The sequence below is a fragment of the Phycisphaerales bacterium genome, assembly GCA_020852515.1.
In the GTDB taxonomy this organism is placed as follows: Bacteria; Planctomycetota; Phycisphaerae; order Phycisphaerales; family UBA5793; genus UBA5793.
Genome location: JADZAS010000019.1, coordinates 37,463 through 55,736 on the forward strand (window position 1 = coordinate 37,463; position 18,274 = coordinate 55,736).

Below are 18,274 nucleotides of genomic sequence, written 5' to 3' on the forward strand. Positions count from 1 at the left end.
GAAAATCCTCCTCCTGGGCGACCGCATTGCCGCGGCCGGACGCAGGAAGGCTCATCATAACGGATTTTGAATCCTGACGAGGACCATTGTGTGAAAAACCATCCGAGGCGGAACTCGGACGACTGGCGCGTTGGCCGCCGCGGGGTGGGGTTCAGCGCGGGCACAAGTGCACAATCGTGTCGAAAAACAGGCATTTGCTGATGCAGCACAGGGCAAATGCGTGTATCTTGTTCTTGCCGCCGCCGAAGCTGGGGCGCACGGGCGACGGCCAAACGATCTGCAGGGGAGGGGAGTCATGGGCTGGTTCAGTCGCACGCGGGTCCGATATGTCGTAAGCGTGATGGCAGTGGGGGCCGGGCTCGCCATGGCAGGGCTTTCGCCTTGCCTGGCGTCGGGCGGCGCGGAAAATGTCCTGCTCATCATCAATCCCATGGACAAAGACTCGCTGCTGGTGGGCAATTACTACCGCCTCCGCCGCGACATCCCCGCGAGCAACGTCCTCTACCTGACGGCGGCGACGGCCGACTACCAGCAGTTCGCCGATGAGAACGTGCGCGCGTTGCTCGGCTCGCTGGCCAATCGCCAACTCGAAGACCACATCGACTACATCGTCGTCGCGCCCGGGAGCAACTTCTTCGTCACTGCGCCGGGACTGGTGAGCGATTCGTGCTCGCCGGTGACGCGCTTTGCGACGAGTTCGGCGTTCACCATGGCCCACATCACCGATTCGGTCCGGGCAGGGGGCAACTTCTCCACGCGCACCAATCGCTACTTCAGCGCCACCAACATCCCGCTCGGGTTCGACAGCAACATCGCCTGGTTCAGCGGCGAGCCCAGCGACCGCTCAGACGCGGAACGCTACTTCATCGGCGCGATGCTCGGTTACACCGGCACGCGCGGCAACACGGTGAGCGAAGTGCTCGACATGATCGATCGCAGCGTCGCCGCCGACGGCACGCATCCGCTGGGCACGTTTTATTTCATGAAGACCAACGACGTCGCGCGCAGCGGGCCGCGCGATGGGCTGTATCCGATCATTGTCAGCGAGATCCTCGCGCGCGGCGGCCAGGCGGAGAACCGATGCTGCGATCCGCTGCCCACGGGCGAGCAGGATGTACTGGGCCTGCTGACCGGCGCCGCCACACTCGACATCGAAGGCGCCAACATGACGATCCTGCCCGGCGCTTACTGCGATCACCTGACGAGTTACGCCGGCACGTTCGACAACGGCTCGCAGACCAAGATGTCGCGCTGGATCGCCAACGGCGCCAGCGGCACGACCGGCACCGTCGAAGAGCCGTGCAATTATCCGGGCAAATTCCCCCAGGCGCGGATGCAACTGTACTACTACCAGGGGCTCACGCTGGGCGAGTCCGTGCTGCGCAGCGTGGCGTACATCCCGTACCAGTTGCTCCTGCTGGGCGACCCGATCACGCAGCCGTTCACCTACATTCCGCAGGTCGATGTCGTCGATGCGCCCGTCGATCCGGTCTCCGGCGTGATCACACTCACGCCCAGCGCCACGACAAATCATCCGACGGCTCGCATTGATCATTTCGACCTGCTGCTCGACGGCGTGCTCGTTCAATCCGTCGGGCGCAATCGGACGTTCTCACTGGACACGCGCCGGTACGCGGACGGCTACCACGATCTGCGCGTGCTCGCCTACGACGACTCAGACGTGCGCGCGACGGGCCGGTGGGTGGGCAGCATCATGATCAACAACAACATCCGCAATGCATCGATCAGTTGCAACCGCTCCGCGGGCAACTACGACAGCCGGTTCAACTTCACCGTCGAAGGGTTTGGCACGCCGATTGCCGAGTTCCGCGTCATTCTCAACGGCCGCGTGCTCGGCGCCACGACTCAGCCTCTCGAACCGATTCTCATCTACGGCGCCACGCTCGGCGCCGGCGACGTGTACGTGCAGGGCGAGGTGCTCTACACCGACGGCCGCAAGGTGCGCACCGAGCCGCTGCACGAATTTGTCTGGGACGATCCGGGCGCGCCCACGGTCATCGCACCCGTCGCGCACAGCTACACGAAATATGTTCTTGCCGGCGAGCCGTTCCTGCTCGAACTGCCCGGCACGTTCAATCAGTTCTCGCCGAGTCTGGGGTTCGAAGTCCTCACGCCGCCGAGCCAGTCCACGATCATCTCGACCACGCCCGGGCCGTACCGCGTCTGCGAGGCGAGCCCGAACGCGACGGGTACGGATTCGCTCACGTTCCGCTGGACGCATCCGAATGGCGACTCGAACACGGCAACCGTCACGCTGATCTACGAGGAGTGCAACCTCGGCCAGCCGCAACTCGCCGTCAGCCGCCTCGTCGGCGGCCAGAGCGGCCGGTTTACGGTCACCTGCGCCTGGCCCAACGAGCAGACCCATCTGGGCTATAGCCTGCAGGGCCTGGGAAGCACGTATGTGCCTCAACTCAACGTGACCATTGGCCTGCGAAACCCGACCCAGGCGGGCAGCCCGAAGACGACTGATGCCAACGGCAGCGTGACGTGGAACCTCCCGATCCCGAACATCAACCCAAGGACGGTCTGGTTCCAGGCAGCCCAGCGGGCCGCGGTGAGCAACGTCGTGGAAACGCAGATCGAGTAGAATCAGGCGGGCCGATCAGCGGGAAGCCAAGGGGTGGGTCAGCGTAAGCACTGTAACATCAGCATGTTACTGGTGCATTGCGGCCGCCACCCCCGCCGTTTCCGCCCCCATCCATATCGTCCTATAATGCATGTTATGTTAAACACAGGCGGCTCTGGGACCGACGCATAGCGTCGGCTGGCTTTGCCTTTCGGGCCGGACTGCAAAGCCGGTAGGCTCGACCCTGCCGTATACTCGCCGCACGTCCGGTCTGCCCGTTGAGGTTCGTCGATGAAATTCACCTCCAGGGTCGCGTGCGTCGTGCTGCTCGCCTCGTTCGTGTCGCCGCTGCACGCGCAGCCCAGCGGCCCTTCGGCGCCGTCCAGCGATCCGGCGCGGTTCGATCTGCGCGAAAGCTCGTTCATCGACCTGCACTTTTACATCCGGGCCCAGGGTGACGAGCCGGCGTACTCGCGCGGCGAGGCGTTCGCAGATGCCCACGCCCTGGCCGCGCTGAACGCCGCAGTCGACGCGGCCGAGCGACTCCAATCAGATCTCGGCGGCGAGCGCGGCTGGGGCCTCATCGAGCCGCTTTTGGCTCAATGCACATCAGCTGCGGATGCCGTGGCGGCGTGCGGCAATCTGCCCGAGTCTTTCAAGCCCGCATCCGGCGGCGAGGTGCGCTTGCGCGATGGCGCCGTGGCGCTCGCCACTGCCTACAGCGCGATCGAACCCGCATTCCTGGAAACCGTCTGGCCGCGCCATCGCGAGCAGATCGAGCGCGCACGGCTGGGCCTCACCCGCGATCTTCTCAAGAAGCAGGACCAGTGCTTTGAGTTCATCACCACCTCTCTGGCGATGAATGTGAGTGATCTGACCGTTCCGGTCTACCTCGTGGCCGAGTCGCCCGCCCCCGGGGGATTCACCCACCGCCAGCGCGGCGGAGGCGGTGTGTGTTTCATCGGCGTCGAGCATGCGAGCGGCTCGCTGCTCGATGAAGTCGTGCTGCACGAGTCGATTCACGTGCTTGATCTCGCCACGCAATCGCAGGACACGGTTCTGCAGGTGCTGCGCCGCAAACTCGTCGAAAACGGCGTGCCGCGCACGGATGCAGCATGGCGCGACCTGCCGCACACGCTGATGTTCGTGCAGGCGGGCGAAACGGTGCGGCGTCTGCTCGACGAGAGTCACCGAGACTATGGCGAGGTCGCGGGCTACTACGACAAGGCTCCCGAAGCGGCCGCGTGTGTTCGGCCGGCCTGGCGCCACCATCTGGAGGGCGCCGCAGCGGCGCCTGAAGCGACCGACGAGATGGTCCGGGCGCTGCTGGCGCGGCGGGAGCAGCCCGAGCCCTGATTCAGCCCGCCCAGTGGCGGGCCTACGATCGCCCCTGCTGTTCAGACTGCGATGCCCCAGCCAATCCGCCAGGTAACCGTCTACTGCGCCTCGAGCCAGGACCTCGATCGCGTCTATTTCGACGCGGCCGAACGGCTCGGCCGGGCCATTGCGCACGCGGGCCTGATGCTCGTGTACGGCGGCGGAAGTTTCGGCCTGATGGGATGCGTCGCCGACAGCGTGCACCGCCATGGCGGGCGCGTACACGGCATCATCACCGAAAAACTGGCAGCGCTCGAATACGCCCGCGAGACCTGCGATGAACTCGAGATCGTGCCCACCATGCGCATTCGCAAGCAGCGGATGGAGGAACTCGCCGACGCGTTCATCGCGCTGCCCGGCGGCGTGGGCACCTACGAGGAACTCTTCGAGATGCTCGTTGCTCGCAAACTGCGCGATCACGACAAGCCGCTTATCGTCGTCAACGTCAACGGGTACTTCGATCCTCTGATTGCGATGCTCCAGCGCGGCGTGGATGAAGGCTTTATGACAGCCGATGTCGTTGCCCTGCTCGACGTCGTCAGCGAGCCCGAGCAGGCCGTGGAGCGCCTCGGCTGATGCACTTTTCTGCCCGGTTCCGGCGAATTGGCCCGCCGGCGGCCCTCGCTTCCTGTATACTGGCTCTGTAGTCCCCGAGCCGAGCGCCTGTCAATCAAGCGCCTGCCTGGCCGTGCTGAAGGGCAGCACGAGCAGGCGCAGCACGCGCGACTTGGGGAGACACAGAAGGAGTTGTGGAAGATATGTTCAACCGCATCACACGAGGACTGGTCGCGGCCGCGTTCACGTTCGCGGCCGGCTCGGTCGCCTCGGGCCAGGTAATCCTCATGAACGACGCAACGGCCGACACCGTGCAGGTGCTCGACCGCACGACCGGCGACCCGCTCGGCACGTTTGACGTGAGCTTTTCTTCGCTGGGAATCGCCGTCATCGACGGCCCCGGGGGCACGCTGCTGATGAGCGACCAGTCCGGAGACACCATCTGGCATATGAACGCCAACGGCTCGCTTATCGGCCAGTACATCAGCGCCCCCATCGACAACCTGCGCGGCATCAACCTGCTGCCCAACGGCTACGTCGTCGGCGCTGCCGCCTCAGGCATCTTCGCCTGGGACCGCAACGGCGACGTGCTTTCGCAGAACATCCCCGGCGATTTCTTCGACGTCTTCTACGTGCAGAACCGGCTCGTCGCCAGCGACCTCGGCGATGACACGGTGGACGTCTACAACCTGAGCGGCCAACTCATCGGCGGCCTGCCCAACGGCACGATCGACTTCCCCGAGCAGGCCACGCTGATCAACACGACCAATGGCCCCCGCGTGGCCGTTGCCGGGTTCACCGCGCAGAGCGTGACCATCATCACCCCCAGCGGCACCGTGGAATCGACGTTCCCCATCACCGGATCGGGACGCGGCATCATCCAGGCCGGCAACGGCAACCTGCTCGTTTCGAGCAATTCGGGCCTGTATGAATACGGTCTGGACGGCACGCTGATCCGCACGATCATGACGGGCAGCGGCTTCCGCTACCTGCACCTGTCGCGCAATTACGCTCCGTAATCCTCGCGCCGCGACTATCGATCATCCGGGGGGCCGGCCCAGCGCCGGCCCCCTTTCATTGATGCTCCGCCGGTCGCTAACATTGCACATGAGTGAGCAAGAGCCGCTCGAGAGCATCGGCCTGATCGCCGGCCAGGGCAGGCTTCCCCTGCTCGTGGCCGACGGCATTCGCGCTGCAGGTGGGCGCGTCGCGGCCATCGGGCTGGCCGGTCAGTTCGACGCGGCTCTGCCCGAGCGTTGCGATTCGTTCCGCGAAGTCGGTCTGACGAGCCTGGGCCGGTGGATTGCGACGTTTCACAGGTGGCAGGTGCGCGAAGCGGTGATGGTCGGCCGCGTCTCGCAGAAGCGGAAGTTCGCTCGTCTTCAATTCCTGCGCCACCCGCCGGATTGGCGGGCCATCATGCTGTGGTATCGTTACCTTCGCCACGACCGGCGCACGCCGGCCGTGCTCACGGCGTTGGCGGATGAACTGGGCCGCAATGGAGTCACGCTCATCGACAGTCGGACCTACATTTCGGATCATCTCGCGTCGGCGGGCCTGATGGCGCGCACCTCCCCCACTGCAGAACTGCAGCGCGACATCGACTTCGGCTGGCCGCTTCTCGAACAGGTGCTGGCGCTGGGCGTGGGGCAGGCGATCGCGGTGCGCGGCCGCGACGTCGTCGCCGTGGAAGCCGCGGAAGGAACCAACGGGATGATTGAGCGAGCCGGCGCCATCTGTGACCGCCGGCCGTGGGTGCTGCTCAAGGCGTCTGCCCGCGATCACGACATGAGGGCCGACGTAGCCACCATCGGCGTGGAGACGATTGAGCGCTTCCACGCCGCAGGCGGGCGGGCCATCGCGCTGGGCGTGCGGCGCGTGATCCTGATCGACAAGCCGCAGGTCATCGCCGCCGCCGAGCGGCTCGGCGTGTCCATCATGGGAATCGAGTGAGGCGTCGTGTCTGACAGGCCTTACGTCGGGCGCGGCGGACTCAAACTCGAACACGCGCTGCGCGAGTTCAAGTTGGATTGCACCGGTCTGATTGCGGCGGATTTCGGCTGCAACGTCGGCGGATTCACCGACTGCCTCCTGCGACACGGCGCCCGCCGCGTCTACGCCGTGGACACCGGCTACGGCATGCTCGACTACAACCTGCGGCGGGATGATCGAGTCGTGGTCATGGAGCGCACCAACGCGCTGCACGCCGCGCCGCCGGACGAAGCCGTTGACCTCGTGGTAATCGACGCGGGCTGGACGCCGCAGCGGCTCATCGTGCCCGCGGCGCTGCGATGGCTGGGTGGACGAAGTGAGGGGCGGATCATCACGCTCATTAAACCCCACTACGAGCAGTCCGCAAGCGGCCAGCAGCGCGGCGCCAAACCCTTGGATCGCGGCGTGCTCGAAGATGATGCAGCCGAGCGCATCGCCCGGCGCGTGGCGGATGACCTGGCCGCGTCCGTCGCGCCGGTGCTCGGACTTGTCGTCTCTCCCATACGTGGCGGTGCGTCGAAAGGCCGGTGCGGCAACCTCGAGTTTCTAGCGTTCCTCGCCGGTCGCGGCGCCGTCTGAGTGAGCCGTTCGCCGGGGCAAAGGCGCAAGCCACGTACAGCGAAAAACTGAGCCGCCGGGCCTATCATTCATGAGCCTGCGCCTCCCGTCGCGGGCACTGGTTTTCAGGTCCAGAAGCGACCGATCGAGGCCCCCCATTCATGGCTGAAACCCCCACCGCTCCCCTGCTTCCCGACCAGCCGAATCCGGATCAGATCGTCGATCTGAACATTGAACGGGAACTGCAGGACTCGTATCTCACCTACGCGATGAGCACGATCATGGACCGGGCCCTGCCCGACGCCCGTGACGGTCTCAAGCCTTCGCAGCGGCGCATCCTCGTCGCAATGAACGACCTCAATCTTGGCGCTCGCGCCAAACACCGCAAGTGCGCCAAGATCTGCGGCGACGTGAGCGGCAACTACCACCCGCACGGCGAGGCGGTCATCTACCCCACGCTGGTTCGCTTCGCCCAGGACTGGGTGATGCGCTACCTGCTCGTGGACAAGCAGGGCAACTTCGGGTCGATCGACGGCGATCCGCCGGCCGCCATGCGATACACCGAAGCCCGCATGACCGAAGCCTCGGGCGACATGCTCGAGGACCTCAAACTCGACACCGTCGCTTTCAAGGCCAACTACGACGACACGCGCCAGGAGCCGGTCGTCCTGCCGAGCAAGTTTCCCAATCTGCTGGTGAACGGCTCGACGGGCATCGCGGTGGGCATGTCGTGCTCGATCCCGCCGCACAACCTCGGCGAGATCTGCCGCGCCATCGAGGCGGTCATCAACAATCCTGAGATCTCGCTCAACGAGTTGATGGAGATCGTGCCCGGCCCGGACTTCCCTACCGGCGGGTTGATCTGCGGCCGCAGCGGCATCCGCGCCGCCTATGCCACCGGGCGCGGCCGGGCCGTGGTGCGCGGCGTGGTGCACGTGGAGGATCGGCCCGGCGGCCGGCAGCAGCTCGTCATTGACGAGATCCCCTACCACCTCGTGCAGAACTCGCTCATCGAGAAGATCACCGACGCGGTCAAGAACGACCGGATCAAGGACATCTCGTCGATCCGCAACGAGTCGGGGCGCAAGAGCCGCACGCGCGTCGTGCTCGAACTCAAGAAGGGCGCCGACCCCGCGATCGTCGAAAATCAGCTCTACCAGTTCACGCCGCTGCAATCGACGTTCTCGATCATCAACATCGCGCTGGTCAACCACCAGCCGCGCACCCTCACGCTGCGACAGATGATTGACTGTTACGTGGATCACCGGGTAGAGGTGATCCGTCGCCGCACGTCGCACCTGCTCAAGGAAGCGCGCAAGAAGGCTCACATTCTCGAGGGCCTGATCTACGCCGTGTGCGACATCGACGAGGTGATCCGGCTCATTCGCAGCAGCGCCACGCGAGACGAAGCCATCGAGGGGCTCATGGATCGGAGCTTCCGCATCGCGCCCGATCACAAGTACGCGCCGCGCATCCCGCAGCGACTGCTGGCCCGCGCCGCCGACGGTGTGGCGCTCACCCGCGTCCAGGCCGAAGCAATCGGCCGCCTGCAACTGATCCAGCTGGTCGGACTCGAGATCGAAAAGCTCACCGGCGATTACACGGCCATCGTCAGCGAGATCGAAGGCTACGAAGCGATCCTCGCCGACCACCGGCTCGTGCTCGACATCATCCGCGAAGACGTGATCGAGATGCGCGAAAAGTACGGCGACGCGCGTCGGAGCAAGATCGTCGAGTCCGCCGAGGACATCAACGACGCCGATCTCATCGCCGTCGAAGACGTCGTCCTCACCATCAGCCATGAAGGCTACATCAAGCGCCTGCCGGCCGACACGTACCGCGAGCAGGGCCGCGGCGGGCGCGGCATCAAGGGATCCGAAAAGAAGGACAGCGACTTCATCGAGCATCTCTTCGTCGCCTCCACGCATGACGACCTGCTCTGCCTGACCGACACCGGGCGCATGTTCAAGATCAAGGTGTACGAAGCGCCGGAGATGGGCCGCACGAGCAAGGGCCGCCCGATCGTCAACTACATCGACCTGCGCGAAGGCGAGCGCGTCCGCGCGTTCATTCCCGTCAAAGACTTCGAGCAGCGCGAGGACTACCTCGTCTTCGCCACGGCCAACGGCACGGTGAAGCGCACCGCGCTCAAGGACTATCGCAACGTCAACCGAAGCGGCATCATCGCCATCGGCCTGCGCGAAGGCGATGAACTCATGAGCATGGTGCTCACCTCGGGCGAGAATGACCTGCTGCTGGCCACGGCCAATGGCATGGCCATCCGCTTCAGCGAGCAGGACGTGCGCGTCATGGGCCGAACCGCCGCCGGCGTGCGCGGCATCAACCTTGAGGAGGGCGATCACGTCATCGGCCTCATTATCGCCGACGATTCGTGCGATCTGCTGACGGTGACCGAGTTTGGTTACGGAAAACGGACCGCGATGGCCGAATATCTGGTTCAGTCCGACGACGGCACCACGCGTGTGCAGTCGCGGGGCGGCAAGGGACGCCGCGACATTCGGGTCTCGCAGCGCAACGGCAGGAGCGTGGCTATCCTGGCCGTGCGCGAAGAAGACAGCGTGCTGCTGGTGACCGAATGGGCGATGGTGGTGCGGATCGCGGCCAGGTCGATCAGCCGCATCGGGCGCAACACCCAGGGCGTTCGCGTCACGAACCTCAAGGAAGGCGATCGCCTGATCGCCGTGGCGAAGGTTGTGGAATCAGACAGTGAGGACGACGAAGGCTGACAGTCCACGCTGACTTGCCGCCCGAGCGAAACTCCAGACAAGGTTTGGCATGGCGATTCTTGAGTGGTCGGAGCAGGTTCTGGTGGTCGATCTCCAGAACGAACCGCTCCTGAGCGATGATCTTCTCGTGCTCGCCGAGCGTCTCGAAGCGCACGTTCAGCAGCGCGACGTCGTGCTCAATTTTCTCGCGGTGGGGTTCCTGAACAGTTCAAACATCAGCCAGTTGCTTCGCGTGCGCGAAGCGGCGCGCCGCCGTGGCGGCCGGCTGTGCCTGTGCTCGATCAATTCCAGCATCGCCTCCGTGCTTGAGGTCACCCACCTCGACCGCCTCTTCCACCAGGAAGAAGACACCGCCAGCGCGCTCGCCGCCCTCCAGCTGGCGGCCGACGCTGAGTCGTGAGGTGAGCGTCCGATTCTCAGGCCGCGCCGAACCCCGGCCCCGCTTCGCCGGTACACTTGGCAGAATGTCGCTTCATTCATCAAACGGAAACGGCCGGGCCGAACCAGACGGCCGCGAGATCATCGCGAACCTCTCGGGCCTGACCAAGACCTACTACAAGCCCGACGGCTCCGTACTCGTCGAAGCGCTCAAGGGCCTCGATCTCGAAGTGCAGCGCGGCGAATACGTCGCCATCATGGGTTCATCCGGCTCGGGCAAATCCACGCTCATGAACCTCCTGGGCGCCCTCGATCGCCCCACCTCCGGCCGCTACGTCCTCGATGGTGAAGACGTCGCCAAACTTGATGACATCGGCTTGTCCACGATCCGCGGCCGCAAGATCGGCTTCGTGTTCCAGGCGTTCAATCTCATTCCCGCGCTGACCATCCTCGAGAACGTCGAGGTGCCGCTCTTCTACCAGGGCATTCCTCCAGCGGAGCGCCATCGGAGATCGAAAGACAAGCTCGAACTCGTCGGCCTGGCCGACCGCCTCCACCACCGGCCCAGCGAACTCTCCGGCGGGCAGCAGCAGCGCGCTGCCATCGCCCGCGCTCTCGTCAACGAGCCCGCCATCATCATGGCCGACGAACCCACCGGCAACCTCGATTCCAAAACCGGCGAGACCATTCTCGACGTCCTGCAAAATCTCCACGAACGCGGCCTGACCATCTTCCTCGTCACCCACGACGACAAGGTAGTCAGCCGCTGCGAGCGCATCGTGCGCCTGCGCGATGGCCGGCTCGAGTCCGACGAAGTGCTGCGCCGGAGCGGAATCCTTCGCGATCAGCAGCCGGCCACGCGCAGCAACGAGCCCACGGCCGTATCGTAAAGGCGCATGCGGATCATCGGCATCGATCCCGGGTTGAGGCTCACGGGCTACGGCTGCGTGGAGATCACGCCCGGCCGCGCCGAACCCACGCTCATCGAAGCCGGCGTCATCCGCCTCACCGCCTCGGAGCCCGTCTCCAGCCGGCTGCTCGAACTGCTCACCGACCTCGGCTCAATCCTCGATCAACTCAGCCCCGACTGCATGGCCGTGGAAAAACTCTACGCCCACTACGCGCACCCCACGACGGCCATCAAGATGGGCCACGCGCGCGGCGTCATCCTCCTCGCCGCCCGGCAGCGCAACATCGACATCGACGAACTCGGCGCCACCGAGATCAAAAAGTCCATCACCGGCAACGGGCACGCCAGCAAACGACAGATGCAGATCGCCGTGCAGGCGCAGTGTCGGCTGCGCGAGATGCCCCACCCGCCCGACGTGGCCGACGCGATCGCCATCGGCCTGTGCGCCGCCCGCCGCATGTCCGGCCGCCGGTCCGCGGCCCTACTCTGAGACTCATCATGCGCTACCTCTGCCTCGACATCGGCGACAAGCGAACCGGCGCGGCCCTCGGCGACGACGAGACCTGGATCGTCAGCCCGCTGGGCATAATCGAAGTCGCCGCCGAGAGCGCCCTGCTCGATCGCCTCGCGCTGCTCATTGAAGAGCACGAGCCCGATGAACTCGTCGTCGGCCTGCCGCTCAACATGGATGGCACGCGCGGCCCGCAGGCGAAAAAGATCGCCGCCCTGGTCGAGCGCCTCGCCGAAGCGGTGCTCCTGCCCATCCATCTCCAGGACGAGCGCCTCAGTTCCTTCGCCGCCGACGAAGCCATGGCCCGCACCGGCCTGACGCACAAGCAGAAAAAGCAGCGGCGCGATGCCCTCGCCGCCGCCGCCATCCTTCGCGGCTTTTTCGAATCCCGCGGCGCCGCCGCCTCGCGGACGGATCGCGACGCCCCCCCTACCCTTGGGCCGACATGAAGCGCCTCCTGCTCCAGCTCACCGTCTCCAATCTCCTCCTGCTCGCCGTCGTCATCGTCTGGGGCCACTTCATCGCCCGCGATTCGTCCTGGAGCCGGCAGTTCGACCTGCTCGTCGGCATGGCCGGGCTCTTTTCCCTCACCGTCCACTCCATCATCTACACCTACTTCATCGTCAGCGGCAAGTTCGTGCAAAGCGCCATCGAAGAGCACGGCTACCGCGACGCCACCGCACGCCAGCGGGCCCGCTCGTACAAACTCAAGGCCTTCCGCTACGGCTTTATCGCCATCGTCTTCACCTCCGTTGCCATGATGCTCCACTTCTGGTCCGGCGCCTCGGCCGGCGAGGGCGCCATCTGGCGCGGCTGGGCCGCCATCAGCGCCTGGCTCGCCCTGCTCGTCAGCCTCTACGCCGCCAAAATCGAATGGAAATACATCGGCGCCAGCAGCGTCTTATCCGAAGAGATCCTCGACGCCCTGGGCGACCGCACGCACACCGCGCCGGCCGCCCCGGCAGGATCGCGATAGCAAAGGAGCCGCATCGTGGCGTGGTTTGCATCCATTCTCTTCGCCATCGCGCTGGTCGGCGCGCAGCCGCCCGCATCCAGCACCGCAGGCGAGCCCCCCGCCGCGACGCCATCCTTCGCCACCGCCGAGCAACTGCTCGACGCCGTCGCCGCCTCCGACGCGAAGATCGACACGCTGCACACCACCATCCGCTACGAGACCGTGCAGGACCTCCTCGATGACAAGCAGGTCCGCAAGGGCACCGCCGTGCTGCACATCTCCCCGGACCGCAAACTCAAGCAGTTCCGCGTCTCGTTCACGCAGTTCATCAGCAGCCGCGGCCTCGAAGAGCAGAGCCGCGACTACATCTTCGACGGCCGCTACCTCGTCGAACGCCTCAACGACGAAAAGCAGTTCATCAAGCGCGAGGTCGTCCGCCCCGGCCAGGAGATGGACCCCATGGCCATCGACGGCCCGCTGCCGCTTCCCATCGGTCAGGGCCGCGAATCCATCCTCAAACGATTCACCGCCGAACTGCTCGAACCCGAAACCGATGAGGCCGACCGCCTCAAGGGCTATTACCGCCTGCGCCTGACCGCTCGCAACGCCGACGATGATCTGGAGATGGTCGATCTCTGGTACGACCCGCAGACCCTCCTGCCCGGCCGGGCCCTGATCACCGAGCGCGGCGGCGATACCGTGCAGGTGGACCTGGCGAACACGACGATCAACGACGCCGAGGTGGATCCCGCTGAGTTCAGCACCGAGTCGCCGTCGCTCGATGACGGCTGGCGCATCGACATCCGCATGCTCGAAGACGACCCGGCGCTCTGAGCGAGGGCAATCACGGAGCGCATTGGGTGCCGTGGTCTGCAGGGAGGCTCGGCGACCGGAAGGCCACGCCGTTCGCGCGAACGACGCTCAACGTGGTCTGAACCTCGCGCTATCGCGTGGCCTTCCCTCCCAGAACCTCGGTCAACCCAGGGCGCCCGCCCCGCTTTCTTCCGCTCAACTCTCTGCTGCCTGACCTGAGCCCCGTCGAAGGCTCGCCTCTCCCGACGCCGCCGCGCCGCACTCAGGGCACACGGCGTGGTTCGCTCCTCGTAAGTCGTAGCCGCACTTGGAACAGAGCCCCACTTGCTTCGAGCGATCGCCGCGCCAGAGCCAGATCGTCGGCGTTGCAGCTAGTACGACCAGCGCCCAGATCGGAATAACGACGAAGGTGTGCGTGAGCCCGCCCCGTGTGTCTCTGAACCCATCGAACCACCACGAGAAAGGAATCGCATGTCGCTGCGGACGCCGTGACCAAACGTCCACGGGGATCATTGACCAAGGCTCATTCCAGCCGATGCAGACCACGCCTGCGTGTACCTGAAAGAGCCCCATAGGCAAGCGCACGAAGCTCGCCCTCCACCACGCACTCCCGATCCACACAACCAGCAGCAGCACAGTCGCCGCCGTGCACGCCCACTTCAGGATGCTGCGCCCGCGCCGCTTCATGTTCTCCTGTTCAATTCTCGTGGCGCCGCCGCGCCGCACTCAGGGCACACCGCGTGGTCCGCTCCGCGCAGGTCATAGCCGCACTTGATGCACAGCCCCGGAGCGCGATGACGGTCGCGGTACCAGAACCAGCCGGCCGCCGCACCCGCCGTTGCCACTGCCGTCCAGAGAGGAATCTCAATTCCGCGAAATCGCGTTCCGCTATACGTCGTGGTCGCATCAAACACAAACGACCATTGCATTTCGGGCCGCTGCGGCGGACTGCCGTGGATCGACCACGCCGTCGTCGGAACGGCGGGATCGCGCCAGACGACGGTGAAAGTCCCAAACCGCAATGAGATAATGCCATTCGGGTTGCTCACGATCGTAACAACCCACCACGCACTCCCCACCCACACAACCAGCAGCAGCACAGTCGCCGCCGTGCAGCCCCACTTCAGGATGCTCCGCAGCCGCTTGCGCATCGCCCGATCATATCACGCGATGCGCCAACTCCCCCCGCCCCACTCGCGCACACCAAGCCCGGCGCAGGAAGCGCCGCCGAGCCACAGCAAAGCGCAACCCGCGGAACATAAACGGTGGTGCCGTAGTCAAGCGAGGCTCCCTGGCCTGAGTTCGATCAGACTCAGGCCAGCAAGCCCACCTCTGGACCACGGCATCCGCTGCCGCCCGAAGCCAAGTTATGAAAAAGCAACTTCGCGATCCACGATCGACCCCACGTCTCCAACACACGCCTAAATGTCAGGTTGCACCTGACCTACCAACTTTCCCGTGGGGCGAATACCATTGCGTGAAAGCGTTCGGGCCCACCGCTCTTCGCCTTCCCACGAGAGCCCCATGCCTACCCCAGAACGCACCGCCGCCTCGACCTTCAACCGCGTGGCGATCGATCTTGCCCATGACCCGTTCCCCGAGCTGGCGGGCGCGATCCGCGGGCGGATTGACCCGATCCTTAAGCACTGGCGCGAGGTCAGTCTTACGGCGATGCCTCACCTTGATGCACTGACGCTCAAGGAGTTCGAGAACAGTATCGGCGCCATTCTCTCCGCCGCCGCCGATGCGTTCGCGTCCGCGGAGCCGCGGAAACTGCTCGGCGTCATGCAGGTGTCGCCCTGGCACGGAGTCGCCCGGTTCGTGCAGGAGTACGGCCTGCTGGACCTCTTTGAGGAAGTGCGCATTCTCAGAGGCGTCGTCATCCTCGAACTCGCTCAGGAGATGAAGCGGCCGCTCAATGTCGACGAGTCCGCCACCTTCCACGCCATCTTCGACATCATCATCCAGCAGGGCGTCATGGCGCTCGTGCAGCGGCACGATGAGCAGATGCTCCTGGCATCAGCGCGCCAGAATGAACTGGCCGCGATCGTTGAATGCTCCGACGACGCCATCATCAGCGAGGATCTGAACGGCAACATCACGACGTGGAACAAGGGCGCCGAGCGCCTGTTCGGGTTCACCGTGGAAGAGGCGGTCGGGAAACCGATCACGATGCTGATTCCCGAAGATCGCCTCTGCGAGGAGCCCAACATTCTCGGCCGCATCCGTCGCGGAGAGTCGATCGATCACTATGAAACGGTCCGCCGGCGCAAGGATGGCACGCAAGTGAACATCTCGCTCACGGTGTCGCCCCTCCGCGACGCGAAGGGCCGCGTCACTGGAGCGTCCAAGATCGCCCGCAACATCACTGACCGCGTGAGCATGGAGAAGCAGATCAAGGAACAGGCCGAAGCGCTGCGCTCCCTTCGAGCGATCGCGCGGGCCGCAAGCCCCTGATCGACGCGACCCTCACCGGGGCCGCGACGAGTGGTTCGACTGCGTCCATGCCCTTGATATCTTGCCCAACAAACGTACCTGCCCCGTTGTTTGTTGCAACAAACGTACCTGTCCCGCTTTCTTCTCGATGCTGCCCCCGGAACTTTCGACCCCGGCGGGGTCAGAGAATGTAGCCACGCGTGAAGCGCCGCCGCGCCGCGGCGGAGCGCAACCCGTGGAAAGCATCAAAACACGATCAGAGCCCCAAAGGGGCGAGAGAAGCGCCCGGCACAACCGAAGCGCCACGCCACTGCTCCGACACATGCCAAAATGTCAGGTTCCACCTGGCCTACCACTTCTTACGAATCCGCCCGAGATGGCTGGGCATATCGCGATCCGCACTCGCTGCATGCTCCCGAAGCTGTTGCGATCAATACGTACCCACAAGAAAGGCACTGCCCGCGATGCCGGCGCAGCGATGTAATGCACTCTCTCCGAATAGTTGTCACGACGTATGCCAGCATCGCATAAAATATAACATCGCCGATCGCTCCAGGCCACACTGGTTTGCTCGGAAGCAATATATATGGCCTTTCGTTTGCTCGTCGCGTCCAGAACGCGTCGTCAATAATGGTTTGTGCTGACAATCCAATTAGCAAGCAGCCCCTGCCGAAATCGATTACCTGCTCGCCCGTCGTATACGCCAGAGGATCCGATACGCTATTCCACCTCGACTCCCATATCTCCATCTGCATGCACTGCCATGGCCAGCCGCGTCGATCTCGAACTCGCCGGATTGCATAGCGATCCTCGAACGGCGGGAGGGCGGAATCAACAGGTGGCTGTTGAACATAATCTGGAAACTCGTATTCATCATCAACTTGCCGAAATGCGCCTGACTGAAATGCGATAGTGCTCGTTTCATTCCAATATGCGCTCTCTTCGTGGTTTATGTACACAAACAAGGCACACACAACCGTGCTAATGATGGTCATGATGAGTCCGGCCGCCGTGAAGCGCAGTAGGTGACCTGCTATCCGCCACGTCGGAATATCGCGATGCAGTCGTTTTGTGTCAGTTGCTTGCATTCGCCTGGGCAAGAAAACGGCACAGGTACGTTTATCAAGTCCGCTCATGCCGCTGCCGCCTTCCGCGGCCGGCCGTGCGGCCGAAACGTGTGCTTCAGACCCAGCGCCGCCACCATCCGCTTGACCAACAAGAAATGGTAGCCGCCGTCACCGGCGAAGGTGCCCATGCGATCGACGCCGCGATGGAGCACGTGGCAGGCGTGGCCGCCAAAGGTCGGTCGAGCGATGCGAGGCAAGAGAAGTTCCAGCCGCGCCGCCCGCGAAGAACAGCGCTCTAGCGAAAATAAACGTACCTGTCCCGGTTTCTTCCCCGGATGCCAGTTTCACCGTGGCTTGACGGGCATGAGCGGCCAATTTCACAGTTAATCGTCGAGAAGTGGCTTGGCCAGGACCTTGCACCGCACGGCCATCGGCAATCCACGTGTGTGTTAGAGATTCGTACTCATAGGGCTTGCTGAAGCCGGTACCGAAGGCACACTTAGTGAGGGCGTTGTTGCGAGCATCGTTTGCCGTGACCAGTATGATTCAAGCAGGCCGAAAGGCTAAGGCTGCGTCCCTAGAGTTTTGGGCCGCAATGGCGATCCGCATTCTGTACAATTGGAACAACTTCCCACTGGATACCCGCAAGTCTCACACCGGCCCATATGACGACGGCGCCTTGTATGCACGCAACGATAGATAGACGCCAGAAGTAGCATACCTGACCCAAAGACAATCGTGTTGATACCCAGCCCCAGCCACATTGGCTCAATGGGCAAGAGTATTTGTTCGTGATATCCAGTATTATGTCTTCTTTCAATGAGCCAAGCACCCCGCAGTGTCCTGTCATAACCCAATGGATCCCGCAAGCTACGTCGCCACACCTGTGCGGATAAGCATTTTAATGGGAATCCAGATTCGACCCGGATCGCAGTCTGCGTTGCCATGCCGTGCTCTTCGGGCTGCCACGTGAGAGAAATAGCGCGAAGTCCAACTCTAGTCTCGTAGTGGGCGGCGGCTGTTGGATACCTTGCATATCCTGACGGGACATGTGATGTCCACCAAACTTTCTCGTGTCGTCCTACAGGCAAGAATCGGCCTTTCTGCCAATTGGGTGGAGCATACATTGCGCAAGACATCGCAATAAGTACACTAATAACTGTTCCAAGCAGCAGGCAGCAAATGGCCACTCTCGCGCTGTCGGCTGAGAATATGAAGTCACTGCGCAACCATTGTCCCCTGTGGCAAGAAAACGGGACAGGTACGTTTATCAGGTCTGCTCATGCCGTTGCCGCCTTCCGCGGCCGGCCGCGCCGCCGAAACGTGTGTTCCAAGAGCCAGCGCCGCCGTCCGCTTGACCAACGACGAATGGTAGCCGCCACCAC

General features: G+C 64.0%; 17 protein-coding genes. 15 read left to right on the plus strand and 2 right to left on the minus strand.

Annotated elements, in window-relative coordinates; genetic code table 11:
* Window positions 1-295 precede the first annotated feature (295 nt).
* From IT430_14045 to IT430_14105, 13 genes are all read left to right on the plus strand, one after another.
* Entirely contained in the window at window positions 296-2,611 is a 2,316-nt protein-coding gene (locus tag IT430_14045; GenBank protein ID MCC6909060.1) for a hypothetical protein, read from the plus strand.
* Between the two features lie 270 nt (window positions 2,612-2,881).
* Complete coding sequence (locus IT430_14050; protein MCC6909061.1) at window positions 2,882-3,946, plus strand: hypothetical protein; 1,065 nt, start codon at window positions 2,882-2,884, stop codon at window positions 3,944-3,946.
* A 51-nt stretch (window positions 3,947-3,997) separates the two neighbouring features.
* Window positions 3,998-4,543 (plus strand): TIGR00730 family Rossman fold protein, encoded by a 546-nt coding sequence (locus IT430_14055; GenBank protein MCC6909062.1) that lies wholly within the window; start codon window positions 3,998-4,000, stop codon window positions 4,541-4,543.
* A 182-nt stretch (window positions 4,544-4,725) separates the two neighbouring features.
* Window positions 4,726-5,541 (plus strand): hypothetical protein, encoded by an 816-nt coding sequence (locus IT430_14060; protein ID MCC6909063.1) that lies wholly within the window; start codon window positions 4,726-4,728, stop codon window positions 5,539-5,541.
* 88 nt (window positions 5,542-5,629) lie between these two features.
* Window positions 5,630-6,475: a UDP-2,3-diacylglucosamine diphosphatase LpxI gene (gene lpxI, locus IT430_14065; GenBank protein MCC6909064.1), complete on the plus strand. Its 846-nt coding sequence runs from the start codon at window positions 5,630-5,632 to the stop codon at window positions 6,473-6,475.
* Between the two features lie 6 nt (window positions 6,476-6,481).
* Window positions 6,482-7,093, plus strand: a complete 612-nt coding sequence (locus tag IT430_14070) for a hypothetical protein (protein ID MCC6909065.1) — start codon at window positions 6,482-6,484, stop codon at window positions 7,091-7,093.
* 140 nt (window positions 7,094-7,233) lie between these two features.
* The gene (gene gyrA, locus IT430_14075; GenBank protein MCC6909066.1) at window positions 7,234-9,819 is read left to right on the plus strand and encodes a DNA gyrase subunit A; all 2,586 of its coding nucleotides are present in this window, start codon (window positions 7,234-7,236) and stop codon (window positions 9,817-9,819) included.
* A 49-nt stretch (window positions 9,820-9,868) separates the two neighbouring features.
* Window positions 9,869-10,219, plus strand: a complete 351-nt coding sequence (locus IT430_14080; protein ID MCC6909067.1) for an STAS domain-containing protein — start codon at window positions 9,869-9,871, stop codon at window positions 10,217-10,219.
* 64 nt (window positions 10,220-10,283) lie between these two features.
* Window positions 10,284-11,087, plus strand: a complete 804-nt coding sequence (locus tag IT430_14085; GenBank protein MCC6909068.1) for an ABC transporter ATP-binding protein — start codon at window positions 10,284-10,286, stop codon at window positions 11,085-11,087.
* A 6-nt stretch (window positions 11,088-11,093) separates the two neighbouring features.
* The gene (locus IT430_14090; GenBank protein MCC6909069.1) at window positions 11,094-11,597 is read left to right on the plus strand and encodes a crossover junction endodeoxyribonuclease RuvC; all 504 of its coding nucleotides are present in this window, start codon (window positions 11,094-11,096) and stop codon (window positions 11,595-11,597) included.
* Between the two features lie 8 nt (window positions 11,598-11,605).
* Window positions 11,606-12,067, plus strand: a complete 462-nt coding sequence (gene ruvX, locus IT430_14095; GenBank protein MCC6909070.1) for a Holliday junction resolvase RuvX — start codon at window positions 11,606-11,608, stop codon at window positions 12,065-12,067.
* Complete coding sequence (locus IT430_14100; GenBank protein ID MCC6909071.1) at window positions 12,064-12,594, plus strand: hypothetical protein; 531 nt, start codon at window positions 12,064-12,066, stop codon at window positions 12,592-12,594. Before ruvX ends, IT430_14100 begins: the two co-directional genes overlap by 4 nt.
* 15 nt (window positions 12,595-12,609) lie before the next feature.
* The gene (locus tag IT430_14105) at window positions 12,610-13,407 is read left to right on the plus strand and encodes an outer membrane lipoprotein carrier protein LolA (protein MCC6909072.1); all 798 of its coding nucleotides are present in this window, start codon (window positions 12,610-12,612) and stop codon (window positions 13,405-13,407) included.
* Window positions 13,408-14,069: 662 nt separating this feature from the next.
* Here the strand turns inward: IT430_14105 and IT430_14110 are convergent.
* Window positions 14,070-14,537, minus strand: coding sequence for a hypothetical protein (locus tag IT430_14110; protein ID MCC6909073.1), 468 nt, complete (start codon window positions 14,535-14,537; stop codon window positions 14,070-14,072).
* A gap of 373 nt (window positions 14,538-14,910) precedes the next feature.
* Between IT430_14110 and IT430_14115 the strand changes: the two genes are divergently transcribed.
* Window positions 14,911-15,843, plus strand: a complete 933-nt coding sequence (locus IT430_14115; GenBank protein ID MCC6909074.1) for a PAS domain S-box protein — start codon at window positions 14,911-14,913, stop codon at window positions 15,841-15,843.
* Window positions 15,844-16,585: 742 nt separating this feature from the next.
* The gene (locus tag IT430_14120) at window positions 16,586-16,735 is read left to right on the plus strand and encodes a hypothetical protein (protein MCC6909075.1); all 150 of its coding nucleotides are present in this window, start codon (window positions 16,586-16,588) and stop codon (window positions 16,733-16,735) included.
* A 219-nt stretch (window positions 16,736-16,954) separates the two neighbouring features.
* Here IT430_14120 and IT430_14125 read toward each other — a convergent pair whose 3' ends face one another.
* Window positions 16,955-17,146 carry a hypothetical protein gene (locus IT430_14125; GenBank protein MCC6909076.1) on the minus strand — a complete coding sequence of 64 codons (192 nt, stop codon included), beginning with the start codon at window positions 17,144-17,146 and terminating at the stop codon, window positions 16,955-16,957.
* Between the last annotated feature and the right edge of the window lie 1,128 nt (window positions 17,147-18,274).